Origin of the sequence: Corynebacterium stercoris, assembly GCF_024160105.1 — a bacterium.
Taxonomy (GTDB): domain Bacteria; phylum Actinomycetota; class Actinomycetes; order Mycobacteriales; family Mycobacteriaceae; genus Corynebacterium; species Corynebacterium stercoris.
On the sequence record NZ_JAMFTQ010000004.1, the window covers coordinates 166,395 to 182,083 of the forward strand.

The following is a 15,689-nucleotide window of genomic DNA, read 5'->3' on the forward strand; positions in this document are numbered from 1 at the left end:
AGGTGCCGCAGGATGCGACGCCGGGTGATGGCACTGTTCAGATCAAGGACAAGGACGGCAATAATGTTGGCGATCCGATCAAGGTGACGATCACTGGGCCGACTGGCACGACTGACGCGCCGGGTGGAAGCACCGGAAACCTGACAGGCAACACCTCCGACACTCCGTCGAAGGGTTCCGGCCCGTCGAAGGACACCACTACCGTCGATACTTCCGACGTCGCCACCATCGACCCGAACCTCGGCGAGCAGGGCACCAATATCAAGGTGGACAATGCTTCCGAGCAGACGAAGGTTGTGGCCCGGGACGAAGACGGCCAGAACGTCAAGGCCGGTATCGACGACAACGGCAACATCGTCGTGGATCCGACCAAGGACGCGAACGGCAACGACATCAAGGTCGACGGCCCGATCACGGTGACCATCACCGATCCGTCCCTCCCGGGCGGCAAGACCACGGTCACCGTGCCGGTGAAGGATCACGTCAAGGGTGTTGACAACAACGCCAACGGCACCCCGCGTCCGGGCAGCTCCTCGGGCTTGAACGGCGACATCGACGCCGGCCGCTGCGCCGCAACGGCGATGGGCTTCGGCCTCCCGCTGCTGGCACTTATCCCGCTCGGCTTGGCGACGCAGATCGACATCCCGGTCGTGTCCCAGGCGGTACAGCAGTTCAACCAGCAGCTGCAGCAGGTGAACACGATGATCCAGCAGCAGATGGGTGTCTTCAACCCGCAGCTCGCGGGCCAGGTCGATTCCTTGAACGCTCAGCTCGCACGGGTTGCGCCGGTTGCTGGTGGCCTCGCTCTGATCGCGGTTGGCCTCCTCGCAGGCACCCTGATCTACGACGCCTGCGCCCCCGGCGGCCTCGGTTCCTCGAACCACTAACCGCTGAACGCAGCTAGGGCCCGCACTCCCGTTCACAGGAAGGTGCGGGCCTTCGCTTTCCGACGTTCGCACCCTCAGCCGGAATATTTTTCACCAGCTGAAAGTAACGACTCTCTCATTTCCGTACGATTGCCCTTATAGGTCATTGCGAGGCTGTCTCCGGGGTTCTCCCAGGGTTGCTGTTCTCGATGGCGCAATGTTCAAACCGTTGAAAGGACGCTCATGTTCAAGAACACCGCTACCCGCCGCGGCACCGCAATCGCGGCTGCCGTTCTCTCCCTCGCTATGGTCGCACCGTCGATCACCCCGGCTGCTGCGCAGAACAACGCCCCGGCATCCCCGACTGCCACCGTGACCCCGACGGTCGACCCGATCAACCTTGCTCCGGCAACCGCCGCCGAGCTGGCCGCGATCCTCAAGGATCGAGTTATCGAGGCTTACCCTGGTGAGACCGTTGAGACCAACCTGAAGGCTGTTCTTCCGGCGAACACCACGGTGTCGATCCAGAGCGACAATCCGAAGCAGATCTCGTACAAGAACGGTGTCCTGAAGGTTGCGGTTCCGGCTGACGCAAAGGCGAATGCCGAGTACAAGTTCACCCTCACGCTGCACGAGGGCACCAAGGCTGAGCAGGCAAACGTCACCGTGAAGGTGATTGAGAAGTCTGAGATCAAGACTCTCGCTCCGACCACCGCGCCGGCTGCCGCCGAGAAGACTGTTGCGCCGGGCAAGGCCGAGTCCTTCAAGCTCAATGTAACTGGCGCGACGCTGTCGAACCTCAAGGCAAAGGTTGACAAGGACGGCGCGGCGACCGTGAAGGTCGAGGGCAACAAGGTGATCTACACGGTCTCCAAGGATGCTAAGGAAGGCGACAAGTTCAACGTCGAGATCTCCTACACCCTGACCTACCCGGGTGGCCTCTCCCGTGACGTGACGAAGGTTTTCCCGGTTGTGGTGGGTAAGGCTGAGGCTACCTCCACCACCCCGACCTCCGAGACCTCCAAGACGACCGAGCCGACCGCTGACGCGAGCTCCAAGCTCCCCGAGAGCTGCAAGCAGATCCTGCCGCTGGCTGGTATCCCGCTGCTGGCTCTCATCCCGGCTGGCCTGCTGAGCCAGATCGCCCTGGGCAGCTCCGCGAACGTCACCAACGTGATCAATCAGCAGATCCGTGACTTCAACGCTGAGATCCAGCGCCAGGCTGGCATCCTCAACCCGGAGCTCGCTGCGGCAATCGAGTCCGCTGACAAGTTCCTGCAGGCGTACGGCTACAGCGTTGCTTCTGCAACCGTGGGCCTCGCATCCCTCGCAGGTGGCATCGCTGCAGCTGCAGTGATTCTCAACCGCTGCCTGCCGGATGCTACCGGTGGCACCACCGTCGAGGCTGAGGCCGAGATCTCCAAGGAGACCAAGGAAGTCCTCGACCAGCTCAAGGGCTCCAGCGAGAAGCTGCGCGGCAGCAGCGTCAAGGCCGGCGCTACCTCGACCCCGACTGCTACCACAACCCCGACGGCTCCCGCCGACGCTAAGTAGCCAAAATCGTTGAAATAGCGCTCACGGCTACCGCCCTCCAGTCCCCGGATTTCCCCGGGGGATGGAGGGCTTTCGTGTTCGCATGCAGTCCCCCACAAAAACTTGAAACATGGAGTACCATCTTTCTTGTATCTGGGTGCCAGGTTTCCTTTAGACTTGGGCCACACCTTCGAATTGCCTTTGAAAGGATTCACGTTGAAGAACGTTTCCCGTCGCGGTACCGCCATTGCCGCAGCTGCTATGTCTGTCGTCCTCGTCGCTCCGTCCATCACCCCGGCTCACGGTGTCGAGGGTGAGATCACCGTCGGTAAGGACGGCGTTCAGGGCACCATCGTTGCTGGCCAGCAGAACGAGTTGTCCCAGGAGTGCAAGAACGTCCTCCTCGGCTTCGGCATCCCGCTGGTTTCCCTGATCCCGCTCGGCCTGCTCGCTCAGCTCGCACTCGGCGGCGCTTCCAACGTGACCAACGTCATTGACCAGCAGATCCGCAACTTCAACACCGAGATCCAGCGCCAGGCTGGCATCCTGAACCCGGAGCTCGCTGCTCAGGTTGAGGCATTCGACAAGTACCTCACGGCCTACGGCTACTCCATCGCCTCCGTCACTGTCGGCCTGACCGCACTGGCTGGCGGCCTGACCGCGTCCGGTGTCATCCTCAACGAGTGCCTGAAGGGCAACTCCATCACCGAGGTCGAGATCACCGGTGGCAGCTCCGGCCAGCTCATCAAGCCGAAGGCTACGAACACCAGCACCTCCTCCGCGACGCCGACCGCGACCGCGACTGCAACCACTACCGCTGAGGCAACCGCCACCGTGACGGAGACTAAGTCCGAGACCACCGTGACCGAGACCTCCACCACGACCACCACGGCAACCACCACCGAGCCGGCTCCGGCACCGGCTGCGTAAGCATTCACGCTCTCGAACCACCCCAGGACCGCCACAACCAAGGCGGGCCGGGGTGGTTTTGTCATGCGTCCAGGCAGCATGAAAACAGCACCAAATCCCCAGCCGATTCCTAAGAATCCCAGGTTCGTGTGCGATAATCCGCAAGCATGAGTGAGCAGCACGACCAGCACACGGGCCACCAGGCGGGCAGCCACCGGCTGCGCCCGCACCTCCGCGTCCTCGTGCTCGGCAGCGCGCCGGACTGCACATTCGCCAATGAGCTGGCGGCTGCGTACCGGCACTTGGGCTGTGAAGTGAGCGTCGATACGCTCGGCGAAGCCCCGACCAGCGCGAACCCGGATTTGATCGCGGTGGCTGACCCGCGCGTCGATACGCAGCGTCTCTTCGAACTCGCAGCGGCTACGAACGCCGATGTCGCGCCGTCGATCGGGGCCTGCGATGTGGCGTTTGACCGCCAGTCGCTGCGCAGCACGGCCGCTGATGAGCTGGGCTTGCCGACGCTCACTTCAGCACCCGCGCACACCCCCGACGAACTGGCTGCGGTGGCGGAGGAGATTGGGTATCCGATCGTCGTGAAGCAGAGGCGCGGAAGCAGCAAGCAGACGTTCCGCTCGGCGGAGGAGCTGAAGCAGAGCCCGTTTGCGACGCAGCTCCCGGAGGATGGCCTGGTTGCGGAGCGCTACATCGACTTCGATTATGAGGTGACGATTCTCACCGCGCGCTCGGTGGATCCGGCGACGGGGCAGCTGGCGACGTGGTTCTGCGAACCGATGGGGACGCGCCACGAGGCCGGTGAGCTGGTGGAATGCTGGCAGCCGGCACCGATCTCGGAGGCGGCGATGGGCAACGCGCGCTCTATCGCGGCGCGTGTGACCGGCGCGCTGGAGTGCTGCGGCCTGTACGCGATTGAGCTGTTCGTGGACGGGGAAGAGGTGTACTTCTCGCAGGCGTCGCCGCTCGCGGGGCTGGACGGCATGCTCACGCGCGCGACGCAGCGCCTCGACCAGTTCGAGCTGCAGGCTCGCGCGTCGCTGCGCTTGCCCATCGACGCCACCCTGGTGTCGCCGGGTGCCGCGCAGCTGGTGCACGGCGGGGCGGCGAATCTGTCGGCGCAGTCCATGGTGCAGGCGATGGCCGTTGAAGAGACGGGCGTGCAGGTCATCGGCGAGGATATTCTCGTGCGGTCGACGGGGGATAGCGTCGAGGAAGCGCGCGCTCGGGCGGCTGCCGCGGCGGCCTGTTTCGCGGACAGCGGTATTTAATTCGTCTCCCCAAAGTACGGCGACGGGGAGGGTGTTGGCCGGTAGACTTGTTCGCGTATGCGCATGACCCGCAACTAGAAAGGCGAACCCATGGCTGAAACCCAGTCTCTGCTGATCACCCCCGTGAACCGCTCTCTCGACGGCATCGATGTGAATGCTGTCGCTTCCCAGCTCGGCCTTGAGCTCGCCAAGGTTGAGGGCACCGACCTGCACGACGCGTACGGCGCCGGCCTGACCGAGGGTGCGGCGAAGCTGATCGTCGGCACCGGTGATTACAACTTCGACGCCGACCTGGCCGCCGCCATCGGCGTGCCGGTGCTGCTGGTCGCTGACAACGCAGAGCTGGGCGAGCTGGCGCAGCGCCGCGTCGAGGAGCTCCGCGGTTCCGTCGCGGCTGTGGTGAGCGCCGATCAGCTTGCCGACGTTTCCTCCGTGACCCTCAACCGCGACGCCGACCAGGTCATGTCCCCGGCAGTCTTCGAGTCTTGGCTGCTGAACATGGCCAAGGAGAACCGCAAGCACATCGTGCTGCCGGAGGGCGAGGATGACCGCATCCTGCAGGCTGCGCACCAGCTGCTGAAGAAGGACATCGTCGACCTGACCATCCTGGGCGAGGCGGACGACATCAACCGTCGCGCGGCGGACCTCGGCCTGGACCTGTCCAAGGCCAACATCATCAACCACCTCGAGTCGGAGCTGCTCGAGGAGTTCGCGGCGGACTTCGCCGAGCTGCGCAAGAAGAAGGGCGTCACCCTCGACGAGGCGCGCGAGACTCTGAAGGACATCTCCTACTTCGGCACCATGATGGTGCACAAGGGCCTTGCCGACGGCATGGTCTCCGGCGCCGCGCACACCACCGCGCACACGATTAAGCCGTCCTTCCAGATCATCAAGACCGCCCCGGGCGCGTCCGTGGTGTCCTCCATCTTCCTCATGGTGCTGCGCGGCCGCCTCTGGGCGTTCGGCGACTGCGCCGTGAACCCGAACCCGACCGCGGAGCAGCTCGGCGAGATCGCCGTCATGTCTGCGCGCACCGCTGCGCAGTTCGGCCTGGACCCGAAGGTCGCCGTGCTGTCCTACTCCACCGGCACCTCCGGCGCCGGCCCGGACGTGGACCGCGCCGTCGCCGCCGTCGAGGCCGCCCGCGAGATGGATCCGGAGCTGGCCGTCGACGGCCCGCTGCAGTTCGACGCCGCTTGCGACCCGGGCGTGGCCAAGAAGAAGGCGCCGGAGTCCCCGGTCGCCGGCCAGGCCAACGTGTTCATCTTCCCGGACCTCGAGGCTGGCAACGCCGGCTACAAGATTGCACAGCGCACCGGCGACGCACTGGCCGTCGGCCCGGTCCTGCAGGGCTTGAACAAGCCGGTCAACGACCTGTCCCGCGGTGCCACCGTGCCGGACATTGTCAACACCGTCGCCATCACCGCCATCCAGGCAGGTGCCAAGTAAATGGCGTACGTCCTTGTCATTAACTCTGGTTCTTCCTCGGTGAAGTTCCAGATCGTCGACCCGAACGCCCACGCCTCGGACGATCCGTTCGTCTCCGGCCTGGTCGAGCAGATCGGCGAGCCGCAGGGCCGCGTGACGGTCAAGCACGCGGGCCAGAAGTTCGTGGTCCAGCGCGAGATCCCGACCCACACCGTTGGTCTCCAGGAGTCCTTCCGCCTGCTGGATGCGAAGGGCATCGGCCCCACGCAGCTGGACATCATCGCCGTGGGGCACCGCGTGGTGCACGGCGGCATGGTGTTCTCCGCGCCGGAGCTGATCCTGGACCCGGTGGTGGAGATGATCCGCTCCCTGATTCCGCTGGCGCCGCTGCACAACCCCGCCAACATCGACGGCATCGAGGTGGCGCGCGCGCTGCTGCCGACCATCCCGCACGTCGCGGTTTTTGACACCGGCTTCTTCCGCGACCTGCCGCCGGCCGCCGCGCTGTACGCGATCAACGCCGACGTGGCGGAGCGCAACCTGGTCCGCCGCTACGGCTTCCACGGCACCAGCCACGAGTTCGTGTCCTCGCAGGTCCCGGACCTGATCGGCCGCGACCCGCTGCACACCCGCCAGATCGTGCTGCACCTCGGCAACGGTGCGTCCGCCTCCGCCGTGGAGAACGGCCACCCGATCGACACGTCGATGGGCCTGACCCCGTTGGCTGGCTTGGTCATGGGTACGCGCTCCGGCGACATCGACCCGGGCATCATCTTCCACCTGTACCGCCAGGGCGGCATGAGCATAGACGAGATCGACAACCTGCTCAACCGCCAGTCCGGTGTGAAGGGCCTCTCCGGCGTGAACGATTTCCGCGAGCTGCGCACCCTCATCGACAACGAGGACGAGAACGCCTGGCTGGCGTACAACGTGTACATCAACCAGCTACGCCGCTACATCGGCTCGTACATGATCGCCCTCGGCCGCGTCGACGCCATCACCTTCACCGCGGGCGTCGGCGAGAACGACAAGCACGTGCGCATGGATGCGTTGGACAACATGCACATGTACGGCATCGAGATCGATCCGGAGAAGAACAACCTTCCGAACGACGGCCCGCGCATCATCTCCACCGATGATTCGAAGGTCAAGGTCCTCGTCGTGCCGACGAATGAGGAGCTGGCCATCGCCCAGAAGTCCGCGAAGGTCGCCGCTTCCCTGGCGTAGCGCGTTACGGCACGGCCGCGGCTTCGCGCCGCGGCCTGCTAGAACCAGGTGGCGGGGCGCACCTTATTCGCCATGTCCACCAGCGCGTAGCGGTGGCGGGCGTAGGGGGCCACTCGGGCTTGTTCGCGCAGCGTAATCGCCAGGCCGCGGCGCAGGCCGCGGACGGTGAAGTCGTACTCGAACAGCGGCTTCGACGAGGCGGCCGCGGCCACGCCGTTATCCCGCAGGAACGTCAGGCCCGCGCGCAGCACGAAGATCTTGATCTGCAGGAAGCGCGGCTCGGTGTTGGGGATCTTCTCCAACCGTCGGGCGGCGCGGCGGATGCGGGACTCGGTCAGATCCTGCGCCACAAGGCACAGGATCGCGGTGAGCGCGGCCATGCGGCTGTGGCGGGAAGACTGCGGCACGCGGTCCAGCGCCGAGACCGCCAACTCCACCTCGTCCTCGTTCATGAGCTGGCGCGCAAGCCCGAACGCCGCCGACACGGTGGTCGGGTTGGCCAGCCACACCAGCGAATACAAGCGCATGGCGTGGAAGCGGAGCATGGCTGGGTCGGAGGTGACCATGGTCCAGTCGTCGTCAAGCACCTCGGCCTGCACCATGGAGTCGAAGACGGATGTGGGGACCTGGTCCAGCGTGGTGCTCATGCCCGCGCACGCTGCGGCGAGGGAGTCGGGCAGCAGCTCGCGCTCGCGCATGCCGGCGCGCTGGAGCAGGAGCTCGTCGACGGCGGCGATGGCGAGCTTCGGCGCGGCCTCGCCGGGGAGGATCTCAAGCACGGCGGAGAAGTCGCGCTGCGCGGCGGTGAAGTCACCGAGCAGCAGGTTGACCACGCCGAAGTACCAGTGGAAGCGCCAGTTGCTGCCGTATTTTTCGTCCAGCGAGCCGAGCCAGTTGCGCGCCTGGGAGGTCAGGCCGAGGTCCAGCATGGTGCGCACAACGGCGAAGGGGATTTCGCGCGACTCCTGGTACTGCGGGGTCTGCATCGCCTGGCGCAGCGTCTCCAGGGTTTCCTGCGGCTCGGCGTAGGAGGAACCTTGCAGCATGGCGGCGCCGACGTCGTGGCGGTCGATGAGCGGGGAGGGCAGCGCCGCGACGACTTCCTGCGGCGTGATCTCGACGGTGCGGGTGATGCCGTCGATGAGCTGGTCGGTGCGGAAGACCAGGTGCTTGGTACCGAACGTCGTACGTTGCGGCGAGAAGAACGAGTGCTGGGCGGGGTGGGTGATGCCGTCGCGCACCGCGATGACCTCGCGCAGCACGCCGAGGAGCTGGGCCTCCAGGGACTTCACGGAGCTGTAGCGCTGCTTCGGGTCCTCGTTGCAGCAGCGCGCGATGACTCGGTAGAGCGAGATGTAGCGGCGGAAGAGCGGCTCCTCGGTGGGGGTGGGAATGCGCAGGTCGTAGACGCCGTCGGTCTTCGGCAGATCAATGATCAGCGCGGCAAGCGTGCGGCCGACGGTGTACACGTCCGACTCGATCGACGGGCCCGCCGTGGCCACCTCCGGCGCCTGGAACCCCTTCGTGCCGTAGATGAAGCCGTACGCGCCGATGCCGCTCACCGCGCCGAGGTCGATGAGCTTGACCTGATCCTCGGTGACAATGATGTTGTCCGGCTTCAGGTCGTTGTACACCACGCCGCGCGAGTGCAGATACCCCAGCGCCGGCAGCACCTCGAGGATGTATGCGATGGCCACGTCCGGCTCCAGCCGGTGGCCCGCCTCCGCGTTGCGGCGCTGTCGGAGACTCGGGCCGCCCACGTATTCCATCACGATGAAGCCGCCGGGCACGCGCGGGTCGTCGATGAAGTTGAAAATCTTCACAATGCCCGGGTGCGTAATGTCCGCGAGGAACTCGCGTTCGGCCGCAGCGGCCGCCGCCTCGTCCTCGTTATCCGTCGAGTGCAGGCCTTTGAGCACCACGACGCGCCCCGCCACGTAGTGGTCCTGCGCCAGGTAGATCCAGCCGAGGCCGCCGTGCGCGATGACGCCCATGATCTCGTACTGCCCGGCCACCACGTCGCCCGGGTGAAGGGTCGGGGCGGTGATCCCCTTCTGCACCACCGCCGTCGTCGGGTCAACCAGCGCGTCCTTCGGCTCATCCGGCGACACCCACGGCAGCTCCACCATGCCGTCCGCAACCACGCGACTCGCGCGCCGGGTGCCGCGCCGCTCGCGGAAGGTATCCAGGGCTTGGAGCCTGGAGCGTTGCGACGTTTGGTTCCTCCCCCCGCCCTGCCTCAGCTGGTCCAAATCCTTCAGCAGGCCCGCCATGTCGCCCAAACCCGCGTAGGCGGAATCGCTCAGCGCGACGGAGCCGGTCGTCTCGTCCTCGTCGTCGTCCGCGAAAGGATCGAACGCGACGGCCTCGGTGCCGGGGCCTTCCTCGTCCTCGTCGGCGAAGGGGTCGAAGAGGACAGCTTCGGTGTGCTCGCCTGTCTCCTGCGCGGCGGGGTCAGGCGCGCTCGCGTTGTGCTCGTCGCGGGTCGTCATTTAGCCCTCCTCCTGCCGGTACATGCGCCGCGGCAGCCACGATTCAGTCAAAGAACCGCCCAGCCACTGCTTGAACATGCGGTTCCACGTGCCGTCGCTGCGGATGCGCTCGATGGTGAAATTGACTTGACGCACCACGTCGTCGTGCCCCTTGGCCACGCCGATGGCGTAGAGCTGGTTCGCCAGCTTGTCGGGGAAGACCTCCACCAGCGGGTCTTGGGCCACCATGCCGGCGAGCACCGCGTCGTCGCCCACCACTGCGTCCGCCTGGAACTGCTGCGTGGCCATGAGGCAGTCGGACCAGGTGCGCGTGCGCAGTACCGACGATTCCGGCATTTGCGTGCGAACGAGGTTGAGCAGGTTCGTGCCGTCCACCACGCAGATCGTCTTGCCGGGCAGCTCGGCAGGGCTGCCGATGCCGCGGTCGCGCGGCGCGAGCACCCGTACGTACGACTTCAGATACGGGGTGGAGAAGTCCACCACCTCGGCGCGGTCCGGGGTAATCGACATGGTGCGGATGACAATGTCTACCTCGCCGGCCTGCAGCGTCTCGGCGCGGGCGGCGGATTCGACGAAGCGGAAGTCCACCTTGTCCGGGTCGCCGAAAATGTCGCGGGAAATCTCGTGGGCTAGGTCGACCTCGAAGCCGCGCAGGTCGCCGCGGGCGGGGTCGCGGTAGGAGAGCAGGTACTGCGACTGGTCCACACCGACGATGATGCGGCCGCGGTCCTTGATGCGGCGCATGTGCATGCCGTCGCGGTCCTCGTCCTCACCAGGCGGCAGAGACCCCGGCCACTGCCAGTCCCCGCCCTTCTCGCTGGCGCCGACAAACGGCCCGTCCGGTTCCGCGCCCGGCGGATCCAGCTTGGCGTTCGCCGGCATGGGCGCGCCCCGGAACGTCAGCGGCGGGTCGCTCGGCGGCGGCGGGGGTACGTCGTTGGCGCACGCCGCGAGCGCGAGCACCGCGGCGCAGGCACCTACCAACCTCAACGCGCGCATCACATGTACTCCCCGAGTCGGCGGCGGATGCCAATCCAGATGCACACCACCGCGAACGCCGACAGCCCCGCTACGGCGCCGGACACTAGCCGGGTCGCATCCAGCGAGGCGTTGATGTGCACGCGGGTGTTCTCGCGGGTCTGGTTGATCAGCTCCTGCAGGTCGTCCTCCAGCTGGCGAAACGCCGCCGCTGAGCCCGGGCGGCCGTCGGCGCCTTCGGTGGCGTTGAGGAGGTTGATGGCGTGCTCGAAACGACCGTCGGAAAGCGCGGAAACAAGCTCCTGATGAGCGGAAGCCCAGTCCTCCAGCGCCTGGCGCGCGGAGGCGACGGTGGCTTCGGAGATGGTGGGGCCGCCGAGCTCCTCCGTGGCGTCGAGTGCCTGGGTGACGTGCAGGTACGTCAGCTCGAAGGACTGCGAGGAGCGCGAGACGGACTGACGCGAGAGCAGCGCGAGGGTCTCGTCGGTGCGGGATTCCTGCGCGTCGATGCGCGAATCGGCGAGGCGCTGCCACGGCTCAGCGGCGCGCTCGAAGCCGACGACGCCGTTCTGCCAGGACTGGAAGTTGGAGACACCGACCCAGCAGATGGCCACGATGATCGCCGCAGTCGCCGCGATAAAGCCCTTGTTCAGGCGGCGGCGGAACGCCCGCCACAGCCACCACTGCGCGATGATGAGGAACACCAGCGCGGCGACGAGGCCGGACAGCGGCACCCATTGCGGGGAGGAGAGGCGCTGCACCTCGGCGGCGACCTCGTCCTGGGTGAGCGAGGAGAGGTCCTCGGCGTTTTTCAGCATCTGCTCGCGCATCACGCTCGACGCCTCCGTCATGTACGCGATACCCACCGGGTTGCCCATGCGCTGGTTCACCTTCGCGCGCTCCATGATGGCGGTGTACATCGGCAGGTCCCGCAGAATCTCGGTGACCAGCGAGGAAATTTCGGCGCGCACCGCGTCGGCATCCTGGCCCGACGGCGCCGCGGAGCCGAAGCTGGACCCGACGGTGGCCACGGTGCCCTCCAGGATGTCGCCGGCCGTCACCGCGGCCCGGTCGATCGAGGCCAGGTACGTGCCCAGCTGCTCCTGCGTAAGCAGGCCCGGCTGCACAAAACTCGTGGTGGAGACGGTATCGGCCTGCGAGAGCGAGGAATACAGCAGGTGCGCCGAGTTCGCCATCGGCTCCGTCGACGTGATCAGCGTGTCCAGCGCGCGCTGCCTCGAGGCCATCGACTGGCTCATCGAAAAACCCGCCGCAGCCAGGGACAACGTCAGCACCAGCATCATCGCGATGATCTGCCCCGGCGTTGTCGCCGCAAACACGCTGATGCGCCGCGCCCAGCGCGCCGGGCCGGTGAACGTGTCCTGCACTACTTGCCACGGCGTGCGTTGCTGGGGAGCGCCTTCGAGGGCGTCCAGCCATTCGTCGTCAAGCTGGGGGGCGCTGCTGCTCACCTGCTTGACCATTCCCCAACAATATCGCGTTGTGCCTACAGTTGGGGGCATGCTTGGCGATGGAAACGGATGGGTCCACGGCGACGGCGGCGCAAAGTACTGGGGTCTGCACGGCGCGGCCGGATTATTCCTGCGTGCGGGTGGGACCGTGCTGGTGCAGCACCGCGCGACATGGACCGCCCAGGGCGGCACGTGGGGCATCCCCGGCGGCGCGCGCGATTCGCACGAGACCCCCGCCGAGGCCGCGCTGCGCGAGACGGTGGAGGAGTGCGGCATCGACCCCTCCCGCGTCGCGGTGGAGCGCGAGCTAGTCACCATGGAAGTCCCGGGCTGGAGCTACACGACGGTCATCGCCCGCACCCGCGACGACGCCCCGCTCGATGTCGTGCCCAACGAGGAGAGCGACGAGCTGCGCTGGGTGCTTTTCGACGATCTTGTGCATCTCCCGCTGCACCCCGGGTTCGCCGCCTCGTTAGAGACAGTGCTCGCCGCCGTGGGGCATACTGGCACGCATGATTGAAGTACAAGGCCTGACCAAGCGCTACGGCGCGGTCCAGGCTGTTGACGACCTCACGTTTACCGTCAAACCCGGCATCGTCACCGGCTTCCTCGGCCCCAACGGCGCCGGCAAATCCACGACGATGCGCATGATCCTCGGCCTCGACAAGCCCACGTCGGGCACCGCGCTTATCGACGCTCGCCCCTACACCTCCTGGTCCAACCCCGCCCAGAAAGTCGGCGCGCTCCTGGACGCGAAGGGCGTGCACCCGAATCGCAGCGCGCGGGCGACCTTGCTGTGGCAGGCGCAGGCCGCGGGGCTGAACGCCGCGCGTGTCGACGAAGTGCTCTCCCTCGTCGGCCTGTCCGACGTCGCCGGCAAGAACGTCGGAGGGTTCTCCCTCGGCATGAACCAGCGCCTCGGCATCGCCGCGGCGCTTCTCGGCGACCCGGAGTACCTGATCCTCGACGAGCCGGTCAACGGCCTCGACCCCGAAGGCATCCGCTGGGTGCGCGGGCTCCTGCGTGCGCTCGCCGCCGAGGGGCGCACCGTGCTCGTGTCCTCCCACATGCTCGCCGAGATGGCGCAGACCGCCGACCACCTCATCGTGATCGGCCGCGGCAAGCTCGTCGCCGACACCTCCGTGGCGGAGTTCATCAAGGCGAACTCCTCGGTGTCGACGCAGGTGAGGGCGGGCGTCGATACGCAAGCCCTGTTCAGCGCGCTGACCGAAGCCTTCGGTGCCGACGCCGTCACGCGCGGCGCCGACCCCGAAGGGCGCGAGGTGGTGACCGTGAGCGGGCGCGCCTCGGACGAAGTGGGCGCCGCTGCGTTCGCCGCAGGCGTGCAGCTCGCCGAACTCGCCGAGCGCCGCGCCTCGCTTGAGGAGGCCTACATCCAGTCCACCGAGGGCCACGCGCAGTACGTCTCGGGCGCTGCCCCCGCCGCTCCCGCTAGCGCTCCTGCCCCTGCCCGCGCCCCGGAGGTGCCGAATGCTTAACCAAATCCGCGCGGAATGGACCAAGCTGCGCTCCACCGCTTCGTTCTGGTGGTCCAGCGGCATCATGATTGCGCTCGGCGCCATGTACGGCGGCCTGTGGGGCTGGATGTCCCAGCTCGGGGGCATGCCGTACCTGCCGATCACCGTGGTCTCCACCGTGGCCATCACCACCGCAATCGTCGCGATTGTGCAGCAATCCATGATCGTGACCACCGAGTACCGCTTCGGCATCCCCGCCACCAACTTCCGACTGCGCCCGCAGCGCTGGCAGGTCGCCGTGGCGAAACTGCTGCTCGGCGCCGTTCTGGTTGCGCTGTTGACGCTGGTGACGCTCGTGGTGGCTTTCACCGTGGGCGACCTGACCGCCGCCGTGTCCGCCGACTGGCCGTCCAACCCCGCCGTGCGTCGCGCGCTGTGGGCACTGCCGCTGGGCATGGCTTTGCTGACCATGTTCGTGCAGGGCGTGGGCTGGCTGGTGCGCAACACCGCCGGCTCCGTCGTCGTGGGCCTGGCGATGATGCTGGTGCTCGAGACCATCGTCGGCCTCTTCCCCAAGTTCGGCCAGAAGCTCGTTGGCTACCTGCCGTTCAACAATCTCATCGCCTTCATGACCAACCAGCCGACCCCCCACTGGGAACTCGGCACTTCCCTCGGCATCTTCGCCGCCTGGGCCGTGGTGATCTGGGCCGCCGGCGTCGCCCTGCTCCACCTGCGCGACGCGTAAGGCGGTGTTACTGTTCCCCTTGCGCGGTGGGGTCGCGCAGGGGGATTTTTCTATTTTCTGGGGGAGTCAATGGACTATTCAGCGCTGATGAAGCTGGTGGCGGGGCCATCGATCGTCGAAAAGCACGAGTGCGTGCAGGTCGCGGGGAACCGGTTTGTGCTTGCCGACGCCTGGCATGCGCTCAAAACGCACGAGCAGCAGTATGTGCGCAGCTACGCAGCCGTCGCCCGGGCGAAGAAAGCCGTGGCGGTGGGGCGCTCGGCGGCGCGCATCATGGGGATGTGGGTGCTGCCTGCCGAGTGCGAGGTGGAGCTCGCGATGCCGAACGGGCACCCGCCGCCCAAGTCGCAATGGCCGGAGGGCCTGGTGTACCGCCACATGACCATCCCGGACAGCGATATCCTCACCGGTGGGCTCAAGCGCGAAGTGCGCTGCACCACCGGCTACCGCACGGCCGTCGACATCGCGCGCATCCACGGCGTGCGCGAGGGGGTCATCGCCATGGACAGCCTGTTCCGCGACCAGTCCGACGCCAACAAGGTGGTGACGTGGAACAACCTGCAGAAAGCGGTTGAACGCGCGCGGGGGAAGGACAAGGTCCGATGGGCGCGCGAGGCGCTGGAGCAGTGCTCGCCGTATTCCGAATCGCCGTATGAGACCCTCATGCGGCTGATCCTGCTGGAGCACGGGATCGTGGTTGACGTGCAGCAGCAGATCGGCAAGTACATCGTCGACCTGCTGTGGGGCACGCTGATCATCGAAATCGACGGCTACGTGAAGTTCGAGGACAAACCCAGCGAGGCGGTGCGGAAACAGCTGCTCCGCGAAAACCGGCTGAAAGAGATGGGCTACGAGGTCATCCGCTTCTTCCCCTGGGAGATCCAGAACGATCCCGAGGGCTGCATCGCGCGCATCCTCGAAGCTAAAGCGCGTGCCGACGCCCGGGGCCCCGCCTCTGTCCTCCCCGCCATCATCCCGGTCCCCGAGGGCGCCGGGTGGGTGAAGTAGGTGGTGGTTGCCGGGCGGGCGGCGCGGGCGGCTGCCGGGCGGGTGGGCGTGTGGCCTTGGCGCGCCGGGTGGCGGCCTTGGCGCGCCGGCCTGGGCACCGGCCTCCCTGTACCCCCATAGGCATGCACCAATAGTGGCGCTAAAACCCGGGCGGTGTCATGTGGTGAATGCGCCACCTGACCGGGAGGTTGTTGTGGGTCGACGTTCGACGCCTATGCATGTGCGCCAGGCTGCGCTGGCCAGGGTTGAAGCGGGTGAGGGGGTGTATGC

Annotated in this window: 12 protein-coding genes and 1 pseudogene; 10 read left to right on the top strand and 3 right to left on the bottom strand. The window is 66.7% G+C overall.

Annotated elements, in window-relative coordinates:
• The 6 genes and pseudogenes from M5J20_RS05390 to M5J20_RS05415 all read left to right on the top strand — a co-directional run.
• Positions 1 to 887: pseudogene (locus M5J20_RS05390) on the top strand (hypothetical protein); the annotation flags it as partial.
• Positions 888 to 1,109: 222 nt separating this feature from the next.
• Entirely contained in the window at positions 1,110 to 2,420 is a 1,311-nt protein-coding gene (locus tag M5J20_RS05395) for a hypothetical protein (RefSeq protein WP_253577279.1), read from the top strand.
• Positions 2,421 to 2,615: 195 nt separating this feature from the next.
• Positions 2,616 to 3,329 (top strand): hypothetical protein, encoded by a 714-nt coding sequence (locus M5J20_RS05400; protein WP_253577291.1) that lies wholly within the window; start codon positions 2,616 to 2,618, stop codon positions 3,327 to 3,329.
• Positions 3,330 to 3,475: 146 nt separating this feature from the next.
• On the top strand, positions 3,476 to 4,591 hold the full coding sequence (locus M5J20_RS05405; RefSeq protein ID WP_253577294.1) for an ATP-grasp domain-containing protein: 1,116 nt from the start codon (positions 3,476 to 3,478) through the stop codon (positions 4,589 to 4,591).
• Between the two features lie 90 nt (positions 4,592 to 4,681).
• Complete coding sequence (gene pta / locus M5J20_RS05410) at positions 4,682 to 6,040, top strand: phosphate acetyltransferase (protein ID WP_253577296.1); 1,359 nt, start codon at positions 4,682 to 4,684, stop codon at positions 6,038 to 6,040.
• The gene (locus tag M5J20_RS05415; protein WP_253577299.1) at positions 6,041 to 7,246 is read left to right on the top strand and encodes an acetate kinase; all 1,206 of its coding nucleotides are present in this window, start codon (positions 6,041 to 6,043) and stop codon (positions 7,244 to 7,246) included.
• A 38-nt stretch (positions 7,247 to 7,284) separates the two neighbouring features.
• Here M5J20_RS05415 and M5J20_RS05420 read toward each other — a convergent pair whose 3' ends face one another.
• Genes M5J20_RS05420 through M5J20_RS05430 form a run of 3 tightly spaced genes read right to left on the bottom strand, consistent with a single transcriptional unit; the run spans position 7,285 to position 12,188 of the window.
• The gene (locus tag M5J20_RS05420; RefSeq protein ID WP_253577301.1) at positions 7,285 to 9,738 is read right to left on the bottom strand and encodes a serine/threonine protein kinase; all 2,454 of its coding nucleotides are present in this window, start codon (positions 9,736 to 9,738) and stop codon (positions 7,285 to 7,287) included.
• Entirely contained in the window at positions 9,739 to 10,737 is a 999-nt protein-coding gene (locus M5J20_RS05425; protein ID WP_253577303.1) for a glutamate ABC transporter substrate-binding protein, read from the bottom strand.
• Positions 10,737 to 12,188 (bottom strand): GlnX family signal transduction membrane protein, encoded by a 1,452-nt coding sequence (locus M5J20_RS05430; RefSeq protein WP_253577305.1) that lies wholly within the window; start codon positions 12,186 to 12,188, stop codon positions 10,737 to 10,739. Before M5J20_RS05430 ends, M5J20_RS05425 begins: the two co-directional genes overlap by 1 nt.
• A gap of 49 nt (positions 12,189 to 12,237) precedes the next feature.
• On the opposite strand from M5J20_RS05430, the gene M5J20_RS05435 reads away from it, so the two are divergent.
• From M5J20_RS05435 to M5J20_RS05450, 4 genes are all read left to right on the top strand, one after another.
• Positions 12,238 to 12,708: an NUDIX domain-containing protein gene (locus M5J20_RS05435; protein WP_253577307.1), complete on the top strand. Its 471-nt coding sequence runs from the start codon at positions 12,238 to 12,240 to the stop codon at positions 12,706 to 12,708.
• Positions 12,701 to 13,687: an ABC transporter ATP-binding protein gene (locus M5J20_RS05440; RefSeq protein WP_253577309.1), complete on the top strand. Its 987-nt coding sequence runs from the start codon at positions 12,701 to 12,703 to the stop codon at positions 13,685 to 13,687. Before M5J20_RS05435 ends, M5J20_RS05440 begins: the two co-directional genes overlap by 8 nt.
• Complete coding sequence (locus M5J20_RS05445; RefSeq protein ID WP_253577310.1) at positions 13,680 to 14,411, top strand: ABC transporter permease; 732 nt, start codon at positions 13,680 to 13,682, stop codon at positions 14,409 to 14,411. The genes M5J20_RS05440 and M5J20_RS05445 overlap by 8 nt, the downstream gene beginning before the upstream one ends.
• A gap of 69 nt (positions 14,412 to 14,480) precedes the next feature.
• Positions 14,481 to 15,419 (top strand): endonuclease domain-containing protein, encoded by a 939-nt coding sequence (locus M5J20_RS05450; protein ID WP_253577311.1) that lies wholly within the window; start codon positions 14,481 to 14,483, stop codon positions 15,417 to 15,419.
• Positions 15,420 to 15,689 lie beyond the last annotated feature (270 nt).

Coding starts and splice junctions, on each gene's coding strand:
- M5J20_RS05405 (WP_253577294.1), top strand. CDS start 3,476: ATGAGTGAGCAGCACGACCAGCACACGGGCCACCAGGCGGGCAGCCAC.
- M5J20_RS05440 (WP_253577309.1), top strand. CDS start 12,701: ATGATTGAAGTACAAGGCCTGACCAAGCGCTACGGCGCGGTCCAGGCT.
- M5J20_RS05445 (WP_253577310.1), top strand. CDS start 13,680: ATGCTTAACCAAATCCGCGCGGAATGGACCAAGCTGCGCTCCACCGCT.
- M5J20_RS05395 (WP_253577279.1), top strand. CDS start 1,110: ATGTTCAAGAACACCGCTACCCGCCGCGGCACCGCAATCGCGGCTGCC.
- M5J20_RS05450 (WP_253577311.1), top strand. CDS start 14,481: ATGGACTATTCAGCGCTGATGAAGCTGGTGGCGGGGCCATCGATCGTC.
- M5J20_RS05435 (WP_253577307.1), top strand. CDS start 12,238: ATGCTTGGCGATGGAAACGGATGGGTCCACGGCGACGGCGGCGCAAAG.
- M5J20_RS05425 (WP_253577303.1), bottom strand. CDS start 10,737: ATGCGCGCGTTGAGGTTGGTAGGTGCCTGCGCCGCGGTGCTCGCGCTC.
- pta (WP_253577296.1), top strand. CDS start 4,682: ATGGCTGAAACCCAGTCTCTGCTGATCACCCCCGTGAACCGCTCTCTC.
- M5J20_RS05415 (WP_253577299.1), top strand. CDS start 6,041: ATGGCGTACGTCCTTGTCATTAACTCTGGTTCTTCCTCGGTGAAGTTC.
- M5J20_RS05420 (WP_253577301.1), bottom strand. CDS start 9,738: ATGACGACCCGCGACGAGCACAACGCGAGCGCGCCTGACCCCGCCGCG.